Annotated in this window: 9 protein-coding genes; 3 read left to right on the top strand and 6 right to left on the bottom strand. The window is 53.3% G+C overall.

Translation table 11 applies throughout. The features are described from left to right. Positions 1 to 10 precede the first annotated feature (10 nt). Positions 11 to 3,697: a fibronectin type III domain-containing protein gene (locus WC980_08815; GenBank protein ID MFA5795145.1), complete on the top strand. Its 3,687-nt coding sequence runs from the start codon at positions 11 to 13 to the stop codon at positions 3,695 to 3,697. 594 nt (positions 3,698 to 4,291) lie between these two features. Here the strand turns inward: WC980_08815 and WC980_08810 are convergent. Further along, on the bottom strand, positions 4,292 to 4,822 hold the full coding sequence (locus WC980_08810) for a DUF2914 domain-containing protein (protein MFA5795144.1): 531 nt from the start codon (positions 4,820 to 4,822) through the stop codon (positions 4,292 to 4,294). 133 nt (positions 4,823 to 4,955) lie between these two features. After that, complete coding sequence (locus WC980_08805; protein MFA5795143.1) at positions 4,956 to 5,585, bottom strand: RluA family pseudouridine synthase; 630 nt, start codon at positions 5,583 to 5,585, stop codon at positions 4,956 to 4,958. Positions 5,586 to 5,772: 187 nt separating this feature from the next. Between WC980_08805 and WC980_08800 the strand changes: the two genes are divergently transcribed. Both WC980_08800 and WC980_08795 read left to right on the top strand, forming a co-directional pair. Next, a complete protein-coding gene (locus WC980_08800; protein ID MFA5795142.1) occupies positions 5,773 to 6,297 on the top strand; it encodes a TIGR03546 family protein in 525 nt (174 codons plus the stop codon). Positions 6,298 to 6,308: 11 nt separating this feature from the next. Further along, a complete protein-coding gene (locus tag WC980_08795; GenBank protein MFA5795141.1) occupies positions 6,309 to 8,087 on the top strand; it encodes a TIGR03545 family protein in 1,779 nt (592 codons plus the stop codon). A 27-nt stretch (positions 8,088 to 8,114) separates the two neighbouring features. On the opposite strand, the gene WC980_08790 is transcribed toward WC980_08795, so the two are convergent. The 4 genes from WC980_08790 to ribD all read right to left on the bottom strand — a co-directional run bounded on the left by WC980_08790 (position 8,115) and on the right by ribD (position 12,265). Then, positions 8,115 to 8,639, bottom strand: coding sequence for a nitroreductase family protein (locus WC980_08790; GenBank protein MFA5795140.1), 525 nt, complete (start codon positions 8,637 to 8,639; stop codon positions 8,115 to 8,117). A gap of 4 nt (positions 8,640 to 8,643) precedes the next feature. Then, positions 8,644 to 10,416, bottom strand: a complete 1,773-nt coding sequence (gene aspS, locus WC980_08785; GenBank protein ID MFA5795139.1) for an aspartate--tRNA ligase — start codon at positions 10,414 to 10,416, stop codon at positions 8,644 to 8,646. Between the two features lie 29 nt (positions 10,417 to 10,445). Further along, on the bottom strand, positions 10,446 to 10,901 hold the full coding sequence (locus tag WC980_08780) for a hypothetical protein (protein MFA5795138.1): 456 nt from the start codon (positions 10,899 to 10,901) through the stop codon (positions 10,446 to 10,448). A 263-nt stretch (positions 10,902 to 11,164) separates the two neighbouring features. After that, positions 11,165 to 12,265, bottom strand: a complete 1,101-nt coding sequence (gene ribD / locus WC980_08775; protein MFA5795137.1) for a bifunctional diaminohydroxyphosphoribosylaminopyrimidine deaminase/5-amino-6-(5-phosphoribosylamino)uracil reductase RibD — start codon at positions 12,263 to 12,265, stop codon at positions 11,165 to 11,167. Positions 12,266 to 12,289: the final 24 nt, after the last annotated feature.

Here is a 12,289-nt window from a genome sequence, read left to right as displayed (position 1 = left end):
GGACGTAAGTATGCGCAGCAGTTTGACTAAAATAGCCGCAGTTATTGTGTTTATTGCTTATCTCACCGCGTTTAATTACGGCGGTTGCGGCGGCGGAGGCGGCGAGAGCTCTGACAGCGGCAGCAGCGCCTCAACGTCATACCGGACACCGGTTCTCAACGCCATAGGCAATAAGATTATCACCGAAGGCACAACCCTGACCTTTACCGTATCGGCTACCGACCCGGACGGCGATACCATGACATTCACCGCCTATAACCTGCCGGCCGGAGCTACCTTCAATGTCGCTACACAGGTATTCACCTGGGTGCCTACCTATAACCAGTCCGGTACCTATTCCACCGTAAGATTCAAAGTAGCCGACGCTATAGGTCTCTATGTCGAAGAAACCATTACTATCACCGTCACCGACGTGCCCGCGCCGACCGCTCCGTTTAACCTGGTTGCCACGGTGGCATCAGCCACCCAGATAAACCTGAGCTGGCAGGACAACTCCTCAGACGAAACCGGCTTTAAAGTAGAGCAGAAAATGGGCGGCGGAGCCTATGCCCAGATAGCCTCATTATCAGCTAATGCTATTACCTACAGCGACACTGGACTGATGAGCGGATTTATCTATTACTACCGGGTCAGGGCATACAGCGCCTCCGGCAACAGCGCTTATTGCAGCGAGGTCTCGGCCGCCACCAGCGCCCTGAATATTGCCCCGACCGTGATGACCAACTACCTCAGTAACGTCAGCCATAATACTGCCTCATTTTATGGAAATCTTAACCCTAACGGACTGGCCACCACGGTCTATTTCGAATACGGCACCACGACATCATACGGTACCACCACCGCATCGCAATCAGCCGGCAACGGCACAACCTCGACCAGCACCTCGGCCGATATCACCGGCCTGACGCCCAGCACTATATACCATTTCCGTATGGTAGCCACCAACAGCTCCGGTACCTCCTACGGCACAGACCAGACCTTCAACACCTCAGCCCAGCCGGTGCCGCCCTCAGCTACCACCGGCTCAGCCACTAATGTCACATATAACTCCGTAACCCTGACCGGCACGGCCAATCCCAACGGATTCGCGGCTACGGCCTACTTCCAATGGGGCACCACCACCGCCTACGGCAGTACCACTCAGCCCATAGATATCGGAAGCGGCCTGTCCAGCGTCAATGTAGCTGATGCGCTCATAGGAATATTCGCCAGCACCACCTATCACTTTCGGATGGTGGCCAATAACGACTCCGGCACTGTTTTTGGCAACGACCAGACATTTGTCACCCCGGCCGGGCCGCCCACGGCCCTGACTAATCCGGCCACGGACATAGATTTCTCCAGCGCCGAATTAAACGGCACGGTCAACCCCAACGGCTTGAGCACGGATATACAATTCCAATGGGGTGCTACCACCGGCTACGGCTCATCAACCACTTTAAGGAATATCGGCTCCGGCACGGCATATATCAATATCAACGAGCCGATAACCGGGTTGGCCACAAACGCTACTTATAATTTCAGGTTGATGGCTATCAATGCTTCGGGTACGGTCTACGGTTCAAACCAGTCATTTACGGCCGTAACCAACACCCGCTGGACGCATATCGCCGGGGGCGAATTCCACACCATGGGCGTTAAGAACGACGGTACCCTCTGGGCCTGGGGCGATAATTCTAAAGGTGAATTAGGCCTGGGTAATTATGTCACCAAGACCTCACCCACCCAGGTATTTACAGATACTGACTGGACCAAGGTGGCGGTCGGCGCCGGATTCTCCCTGGGACTCAAGGCTGATGGCACCATCTGGTCCTGCGGTGATAACGCCGAAGGCCAGCTCGGACTGGGCATAGTTGTTACCGGTACCAATGTCTTTACCCGCATAGGCATGGCCACCAACTGGACCGACATCGCGGCCGGCGGCCATTCACACAGCTTTGCCAAAACCGCTGACAACAACGCCTACGCCTGGGGCGATAACCTCTGCGGGCAGCTTGGCCTGGGCGATGACGTATTCCGCTATGACCCGACCCGGGTCATATCCGATTCCAGCGTGGCCTCCATCGCCTGCGGATACGAAAGCGCCCAGGTGGTCAAAACCAACGGCACGCTCTGGGCCTGCGGCGACAACTCAGACGGCGAATTGGGCCTGGGCGACACCGTCAGCCGGACATCATTGACCCAGGTTGGCTCGGATACCAACTGGGCCGAGGCCGAAAGCGGCTATAACCACACCGTGGCCCGTAAGACCAATGGCACTATCTGGGCCTGGGGCGATAACGCCGAAGGCGAGCTGGGATTGGGAGATACCGCAGACCGGACCGCGCCGGCACAGGTATTGACCGATACCGACTGGACTGATATATCGGTCGGATATAAGCATACTATGGCTAAAAGAACAGACGGGACCATCTGGGAATGGGGCGACAACTCGCAAGGCCAGTTAGGCCTGGGAGACCTGATAACCCGGACCGGACCGACCCGGGTAGCCACAGACACCGACTGGTCCATAGTCGAGGCCGGTTGGAAGCATTCTATCGGAATCAAAAATGATGATTCATTAATATCATGGGGAGACAATAATAATGGACAGTTAGGAACAGGGGATACTAATGATAAAATATCACCAACTCAATCCGTTAGTAGTGGTGAAAATGGAGGAAAGGTTGCTTGTGGAGGTAATCATACGTTAGCAATTAAAATAGATAACTCTTTATGGGGGTGGGGATATAATGGATATGGTGAGTTAGGGTTAAGCGATAATAGTAGTCGTAGTTTACCTGCCAAGGTTGGTATTGATGCTAATTGGAGGCAGGTTTCTGGTGGAGAAGAGCAGACCTTAGCGATTAAAATAGATGGTACTTTATGGTCTTGTGGTAGTAATCCCTATGGCCAATTGGGTTTAGGTGATAACACCAGTCGTAACTCACTTACCAGGGTTGGCACGGATACTAATTGGAAGCAGGTTTCCGGTGGAGGATGGCACACCTTAGCAATTAAAGCAGATGGTACTTTATGGGCTTGGGGACAAAATGCCAGCGGTCAGTTGGGGTTAGGAAATTCAATTAATAGAAACTTTCCAATCCAAGTCGGCACGGATACTAATTGGAAGGATGTTGCCTGTGCGTGGCAGCACACTTTAGCTATTAAAGTAGATGGTACTTTATGGGCTTGGGGTAGTAATAACTATGGCCAATTGGGTTTAGGCGATAACACCGGACGTAACTCACCTGTCCGGGTTGGCACGGATACTAATTGGAAACAAGTTTCCGGTGGAGAGTATCATACTTTAGCAATCAAAACAGATGGTACTTTATGGGCTTGGGGTAGTAATAACTATGGTCAATTAGGCTTGGGTGATAATACCAACCGTAACTCACCTGTCCGGGTCGGCACGGATATCAATTGGAAACAAGTTTCTGGCGGCACCAACACTTTAGCGGTCAAGACAGATAGTTCTTTATGGGCTTGGGGTAGTAATAACTGTGGCCAATTAGGCTTGGGTGATAATACCAACCGTAACTCACCTGTTCGGGTCGGCACTGATATTGATTGGAAAGATGTTTTTTCTGGTGGACTTCGCTCTTTAGCGGTAAAATATAATAACACCTTATGGGGATGGGGCATGAATACTTATTATGAATTAGGTCTTGGAGATACGATTAACCGTTCCACTCCCACCCAGATTGGGCAGTAGGTGGGGTCGCCAGTAGTTTGGGGGATAAAAATAAACCTTTGGGAAATGCGCTAAATAATTGGATTGCAGAGCGCTATTTTTACCAAATTAGCCAATTATCTATGGGTATGCTATCGGGGCAATGGTTTTGAGGTACACCATACCCTGTTCTACACGGCCGGTAGTTCTCACATCTTGAGGGGTTATCCGTGCCGCTTTCGGGGGCTACCCCTGGAGTCTTCACCAAGTATCTCTGTCGTCTTCGCCCAGTATCCCAGCCATATTCCCCCAGTAGCCCTGCTACATAGAAGTAGTAGTCTAGACCTCTTTATGTTTTATCCCTGGCACTTTCGGGGGGGTAATTGTGACCTCTTTATGGTTTAGTAGAAGAGGTGTAAGGGGGGAGGGGGGAGGGTGGGTAGGGGGTGGGGGTACCCCCTCTGTACCCCCATAAATTGAGCAAAAGTTACATTTTGTCAAAATCCGGGAATTTAGCAATAAATTATTTTTGTTCTAATCTCTTGTAATTTAATGAGTTATGTAAAACTGCCAAAATTAAGCATCTCTGGATATGTGACAAACCGGTAACTTTCATCGCCTTATAAGGGGGTATGGTTATATCTTGCGGATGCTCCGGTAGGCCGGCTTTTTGAGCCGGACCACTTCGAACTGCAGTCTCTTGAGCAGGCGGCCGGTGCCGTCGACGATGTCAACGGTTCCCTCTCCGGAGGCCTTGGGGTCGATGTATTTGGGGCACCAGATGCGGAATTTGTCGCTGTTGACGTCCAGCCAGGGGCTGGGAGATATATTATTGCCGACTTGCCAGATGAACCTGATTTTCTGCCGGTCGCCGTTGATTATCCGGGCCCAACAGTAAATCGTACCCACGTCCGAGGTGAACCGGCTCATCTCGGTCACGTAATTGCGGCTCTTGACGTCCAGGCAGAGCACGGCCTTTTCGATGCTAATGGCCTTGTCCCGGGGGTTGGACTTGTTGTTGAAGCGCAGTTCCATTATCGAATCGCCGGCGCCCTGGAATACCGGTTCCTGGGTCTGGGAATGACTGCCCGAACCGCCGAAAATCAGGTAGAGCGCGATGAGGCAAAACACCGCTCCGGCTATGACAATAGGTTTTTTGGTGGCCATATTAACATCTTCGGCAAAGGGGTGGGGAAACTTTAGCCACAGATTACACAGATTAAAAACAACCACGAAGGCACGAAAGATTAAAACCCGAAATAATTTTATAGTTTCGTTATTTCGAGCTTTCGTGGTAATCTTAAAACTCCGCCATATCCGGCGGCAGGGGGCTGGTGAATTCGAGCTGTTCTTTGGTGACCGGGTGCTGGAAGCTGAGATAGGTGGCGTGCAGGGCCACCCGGCGGAATTTGAGGGCGTAGTCCTTGGCGTATGAAAACCGACGCTCGCCCACCAGTGGATGCCTGATGGCCTTGAAGTGCAGTCTTATCTGGTTGGTCAGTCCGGTTTCCGGCTCGACCTCAACGATGCTGAACCCGCGTAGGTCGAGCTTGGTTACCCGGTAGCGGGTTAGGGCGTGCTTGCCTTCGAGCGGCGAGTCTATGGTCATCCAGTTATTCGGTCCGGTTTTGATATAGCCCTGGGCGAAGCAGATGTATTTCTTTTTTACCAGGTGCTTGTGGAACTGTTCCATCAGGGACTGCTGGGTGGCTTTACCCTTGGCGTAGAGTATCAGGCCGGAGGTCTCGCGGTCCAGCCGGTGGCAGGGGTGCGCCCGGGAGGTCTGGCCCTTAGCCGTCAGCTCTCGGTTAAGCAGGTCGGTCAGGGTGTGCGTTTCCCCGGCCGGCGTGGGGATGACCAGCAGGCCGGCGGATTTGTCCACCACCATAATCTGGTCGTCCTCGAAAACCATAGTGTAAGGCTTGTTCATAGGCTGATTATGATATGAATTAATCGGCTGATAGCAACTAAATCCGTAAATAGTACACTGATCTTCGCAGATTAACGCGGATAATTCCTAATAATATTAATCTGCGTAGCCCGCAGGGCTCTGCGTTTATCTGTGGACTATTTCCCTATTTATTTGACAGGGACTGATAAATCGGTATACTCCGTTTATGCTTTTGCTCAAGTTCCTGAAACAGCTTTTCCAGATTCTTAACGGCGAGGTCGCGCCACGTCAGGTGGCCGGCGGCATCGCCTTCGGCATGATTCTGGGATTGACCCCTACCTTCAGCCTGCATAACCTGGTGGTGGTTTTCCTTATCTGCATTATCCGGGTCAACGTCTCGGCCGTCATATTTTCCTGGTTATTGTTCGGGTTGGCCTCGTGGGCCATAGACCCGCTGTCGCACCAGCTGGGTTACCTGCTTTTGGTTCGGATGGAGTTCCTTAAGCCGCTCTGGACGGTATTCTACAACATGCCGCTCATTCCGCTGACCGGGTTCAACAACACCTTATTGCTGGGCAGTCTGGTTATATCGCTGATACTGTTCTATCCCGGATTGATAGCATCGGAAAAGGGCGTGCTGGCTTACCGGGCATCGGTCAAGCCCAGGCTGGAAAAGCTCCGAATCTTCCAGGTGCTCAAGGCCAGCTGGATTTACCAGTGGTACGCGCGTATCAGTAATTTCAGGAACTAAAGGATAACATTATGCGTTGGAAAGGCGTCATCGCGTTCGCCGTCATCCTGGTGCTGCTGTGCGGCTTCGGGCTGTTCTTCGCGGACAATATGGTCAAGGGCGCGCTCGAGTCCATAGGCGGCAGTATTGCCGGGGCCCGGGTGGAAATCGCCCGGTTTCAGATGAGTGCCTTGAAACTGCTTCTTAATATCGGCGGGTTGCAGGTGGCTGACCCGGACAACGAGTGGCAGAACCAGATAGAAATCAAGGACGTTCGTTTCGATATGGATTGGTCGGCGCTGTTGCAGAAGAAAATCGTCATCAACGAGATGGCCATCGACTGCATCCAGCGAGGCACCAAGCGGACCACTTCGGGCAAACTACCGGTGGTCGAGGAAAAGAAGAAGGAGAAAAAGAAACACGACTTTACCGGCGAGAAGACGGCCATCGAGGACGAAACGGCCAAACTGCCCATAATGGAGATGCTTAAGGGTAACCAGAAGTTCAACGCCGACGAGCTGGTTAGTGCCGACAAGCTGGCTACGCCGGCCGAGATAAAGAAGTCCGAGGATGCGGTCAACGCCAGGCACCAGGCCGCCCAGGCGTCGGTTAACGGGCTGAATATCAGCGCCCGGGTGGTTCAGATTCGCCAGCAGGTGAACGACCTCGATTTCAAGGAGATTAAGCCGGCTAAGCTAAAACAGGAGGTCAAGAAGCTCAAGGAAATCAAGCAGAACGTCGACCAGCTCAAGACCGACCTGACCAGCACCGACCGGACAGTCCAGGCCGACTTTGATGGTTTGGCTGGTTCGCTCAAGAACATCGACCAGATGAAAGAGCAGGATTATCTCAACGTCATCGGTTCGATATCGAGCATACAGAGCATCACCAAGGAAGGCATTGCCCGGCTGCTTTTCGGGCCGGTCTGGCTGGACCGGGTCAACAGTTTCCTTTACTGGCTGGACCTGGCCAAGAACTATATGCCCTCGGGCGATGAGAAACCGCCGGCGCCTCCTAAGTTTAAAGGTATCGATGTGGAATTTCCCCGAATCAATTCTTATCCGGGATTCCTGCTCAAGGTCGCGTCCATCACCACCGGGTTGGGCAATAATCCGGCCGAGTTGAAGTTTCATGGTAAGATTGAGGGCATCTCGTCCAACCCGCGGCTTTACGGCAAACCGGCATTTCTGATCATCAAGGGGTCAGAGCCCAACTTCGAGCTCCAGGCCGTGCTGGACCATACCCAGTCGGTCAGCCGCGACACCGGCCGGGTCAACATCAACGGTATGGACATCAAGGGATTCTCGCTGGCCAAGTCATCGGCTTTGTTGCCCAAGCAGGTATCCCAGGGCTTGGCCGACATAACCGTGGACATCACCAGCCAGGGCAGCCGGGTGGAGTTGCTTATGAACATACTGCCGCGTAATTTAGTGTTTGCTCCCGAGGACGTGCCGGCCAACGACCTGGCCAGGGAAATCGCCAACGCGCTGGCCACGGCTCCGAACCTAAAAATCGAGGGTAAAATAACCATCGAGAAGGGCAAGCCGGATTTTAAGATTACCTCCACGGTTGACCAGATTATCACTGATTCTTTCAAGCGGATTATTGATGCCCGGGTCGAGGCGGCCAAGCAGGAAGCACGCAAGAAGCTGGACCAGATAATTGACGGTCCCAAGAATGCGTTGATGTCCAACCTGACCGCCAAGCGCGGCTCGATTAACGAGTTGTTAAAAGGCAACAACACCGCGGTGGACGACCTGAAAAAAGAGGTTGACGCCAAACTGGATAAGTTCGGCAAGCTGGACAAATAATTTCTCGCCTAAGACAGCATTTACATTCTATTTATCCGGAGCCTTGTCGTATGAGACTATTTCGTTAAGCGGCTTACGCGGCTTGGGCGCGGGCGATTCGGCCGGCACGCCCAGCGGGGCTAGGCCGACGATGCGGAACTGGTTCGGTATGTTAAGGACTTTGCGGACTTCGACCTCGTCAAAGGCGCCGATCCAGCAGCTGCCCAGTCCTTCGGCCACGGCCGTCAGCATAAGGTGCTCAAAAGCCAGTCCCAGGTCGATGGACCAGCTTTTCATATAGCCGCCTTGTTTCTGGTATGATTCGGCTTCGACGGCGCAACCGATGATGATGACGGGCGCCTCGGCGATGAAGGCCTGGTTCCGGCAGGCCAGAATCAGGTCTTGTTTTATCTTCTTGTCTCGGACGACGATGAAGCGCCATGGCTGTCCGTTCTTGCCGGACGGCGCCCGGCGGGCCGCATCCAGGATGCGGTTGAGCTTGTCGTCGCTGACGGCGTCGGGTTTGTATTTGCGGATGCTGGTCCTTTTATTTATGGCATCGTAGATATCCATATTATTACTCCTTTGCCACTTGAGGTTTCGATAGGTTGATTCCCAATTCTTTCAGTTGTTTCTCATCGACCTGGCTGGGCGCGCCGGTGAGCAGGCAGGAGCTGGTCATGGTTTTGGGGAAGGCAATGACGTCGCGGATATTATCACTGCCCGATAATAGCATCACCAGCCGGTCCATTCCCAGTGCGATGCCGCCATGCGGCGGCGGGCCGTAGCGAAAGGCCTCGAGCAGGAAGCCGAAGCGCGACTGCGCCTCTTCGGGCCCGATACCCAGCAGGCTGAATATCTTTTTCTGCAGTTCTTGCGAGTGTATTCTGATACTGCCTCCGCCCAGTTCCACGCCGTTGAGGACCAGGTCGTAAGCCCGGGCCTTGACCGCGCCTGGGTTATCGGTCAGCAGGGGTATATCGGCCAGCCGGGGCGAGGTGAAGGGATGGTGCTCGCTGACGAATCGTTTGGACTCGTCGTCGTATTTCAAGAGCGGGAACTCGGTCACCCAGCAGAAGCAGTACTTTTCGGACGGGTTCTTGAGCAGTCCCAGTTTTTCGGCCAGGTGCAGTCGGAGGTTACTGAGCGACTGGTTGACGATGCCGGGCTTGCCGGCAATTAGGAATATATAATCGCCCTCCTGGGCGCGGCATTCTTTTATCAGCGCCTGCTGGATGTCCGGCTTGAAGTATTTGGCCACGGCGCCGGTCAGGGCGTTGTTCTGGACGGTGAAGGTAACCAGGCCGCTGGCGCCCAGGCCTTTGACGAACTCGGTCAGCTTGTCAATCTCGCTCCGGGAGAATGTGCCTTTGGCGGCGATGCCCTTGATGATGCCTGAGTCCTTGACCACCTGCTGGAAGACCTTGAAATCGCTTTGGCTTAAGAGCGCGCCGACATCGGCCATAAGCATCTCAAATCGCAGGTCCGGTTTGTCCGAGCCGTAATAGCGCATGGCTTGGTCATAAGGCATCTGCCGGAATGGAGTTTTAAGTTCTACCTTGAGCACTTTGCGGAATACCTCGACCATCAGGCCTTCTATCAGCGACAGGATGTCGGGTTCGTCCACGAATGACATCTCGATATCCAGCTGGGTGAATTCCGGCTGGCGGTCGGCTCGGAGGTCTTCGTCGCGCAGGCAGCGGGCCATCTGGAAATATTTATCCAGCCCGCCGACCATTAATAATTGCTTGAACAACTGCGGTGATTGGGGTAGTGCGAAGAAACTTCCCGGGAAAATCCGGCTGGGTACCAGGTAATCGCGCGCGCCTTCGGGCGTGCTCTTGGTCATGAGCGGCGTTTCAACTTCGACGAAGCCCTGGCTCGAGCAGTATTCCCGCATGGCCTGGGTTACCTGATGGCGCAGGATGAGCATATCGCGCATCGGTTTGCGGCGCAGGTCCAGGTAACGGTATTTGAGGCGTAGTTCGGTTTGGATATTATCGGCTTCCAGGTCTATGGGCAGCGGTTCGCTGGTGGAAAGTATTTCCAGGGCGCTGGACTGGATTTCTATACGACCGGTGGTGCGCTCGGCGTTTTCCGTGCCGGCCGGACGGGCGGCGACTTTGCCGGTGGCTCTGATAACGTATTGCGGTTTGACCTGTTCGGCCTGCTGATGGAGCGCCTTATCCGTTTGTGGATTAAAAACCAATTGGGTGATGCCGTAGCGGTCTTCGATATCCAGGAAGACCAGTCCGCCGTGGTCGCGACGCGACTTGACCCAGCCGCACAGGGTCACGGCTTGGTTGATGTCTTTTTCCGTCAGCTGGCCGCAGGTATGGGTTCTTTTCATAGTATAAACTTTCGGTTAATAAGAAGGAGTTATTTCTTAAGGTCGGCTTCCCACCGGTACATGGGCTGGATGTCATCGATATATATTCTATCCTTGGGGTCGATTTCCAGAATGCGCTTGACCGCGTCGGACAGGGGCATGATGCCGTGGTAGTTGACCTCGCCTTTGACGTCCTGGCGGTAACTGCGCGCCTCGCCCTGGGCCGAGACGAATCCTTTTTGCCGGAAAGAGCTGTCGTAGATATACTGGACATAGAACAGTTCCGCGCCCGGCTGCCAGCCCGAACGCTGGGTTTCGCGCCAGCGCACTTCTTCGATATAGCCGATGACGGTATCAGTGACATCCTTGATTGTTTTGAACGATATCATTTCCGTCTGGATATCGCCTTGTTCCAGGCCGGTTGCCAATTTCTGTTGTTCCTGGACGGCACAGCCGGCTGTTAGGAACAGGATCATTGCCGATATCATCAGGGTTATTCTGGCCATAATAAAGGCATTATGACAAAGGTGTTTTGTAGGTCAAGAAATTTAGTGCCAGTAGGAGCGTAGCGACGTACTGGCACTTATTCTTGAGCGATAGCGAACAGGGTTAGTGCATCGTGAGTTAGTGGCAGAGCGTCAGCCTCCTGTAAGGACTTATCCTTGAGCTCTAGCGAATAAGGTTAGTGCATTGCGAGTTAGTGGCAGAGCCCCCCCCCGAATAGGCGGGGTAAACTTTGCCTCCTGAAACAACGTGTCAGGGGTTAGTTCTATTTAATCAATCCGTGTATCAGCACATCCGGGCCGATGCTTTTGACGGATATATTTTTCAGGTTGATGGCCTGACGCATAAGCTTAATGCCCGGGCCTTCGACCGGGGTTTTAGCGTCGCGGCCGCCAATGATTTTGGGTGCTATGAATATGTAAGCCTCATCGACCAGGCCGGCCATAAGGGCGCTGGAGTGAATCTGTCCGCCGCCTTCCACGAGTATTTTGATTATTCCGATTCTGCCCAGTTGTTTTAGCAGGTCTTTGATGTCAACCGTATTTCTTCCGGTTGTCCTTATTATGATGCAACCTCTTTTTGCCAAGGCCTGCAGTTTCCCTGCCGGGGCCGACGCCGCGACGGCGATATAGGTTTTGATAGTTGAGGCGGTTTTGACTATCCAGGAATCCAGCGGGATGCGGGCACGGGTATCAACGATTATTCTGGCCGGGATAATCGAAAGATGGGTCTTTGATTTAAGATTCGGGGTTAGCATCGGGTCGTCCTTGAGAACAGTATTGATGCCTGCCAGTATACCCTGGACCTTTGAGCGGATTTGCTGGACCAGCGCGCGGGATTGTTCGGACGATATCCATTTGGAGTCGCCGGTGACGGATGCGAGCTTGCCGTCCGCGGTCATAGCCCATTTAGCGATGACATAGGGCAGTCCGGTTTTGTGATACTTGAAGAATGGCGCGTTCATAATCATTGCCTCCTGTGATTCTATTATGGCTACTTTAATGCCGGCGTTTTTGAGCATCCGGATGCCTTTGCCACTGACCAGGGGATTGGGATCGGGGTGGGCAATAACGACTTTTTTAATACCGCTCTGGATAATAGCCGGTGCGCAGGGCGGCGTTTTGCCGAAGTGCACGCAGGGTTCTAGATTAATGTATAGGGTCGCGCCCTTGAGCAGTTTGGGTTTCTTGACCGAGTTGATGGCATTGATTTCGGCATGCGGCCCGCCAAAGTATTGGTGATAGCCTGTGCCGATGATACGGCCGGATTTGACAATCACCGCGCCGACCAGTGGGTTAGGCTCTACCCGACCTTGGCCTGATTTGGCCAGTTTTACTGATAGGGACATATATTTGATAGCATTCATTGTATTCAGCGCAAAAGCCCAGAG

It is taken from the genome of Candidatus Brocadiia bacterium (assembly GCA_041658285.1).
In the GTDB taxonomy this organism is placed as follows: Bacteria; Planctomycetota; MHYJ01; order JACQXL01; family JACQXL01; genus JBBAAP01.
This window is presented reverse-complemented; position numbering and strand designations above follow the sequence as displayed.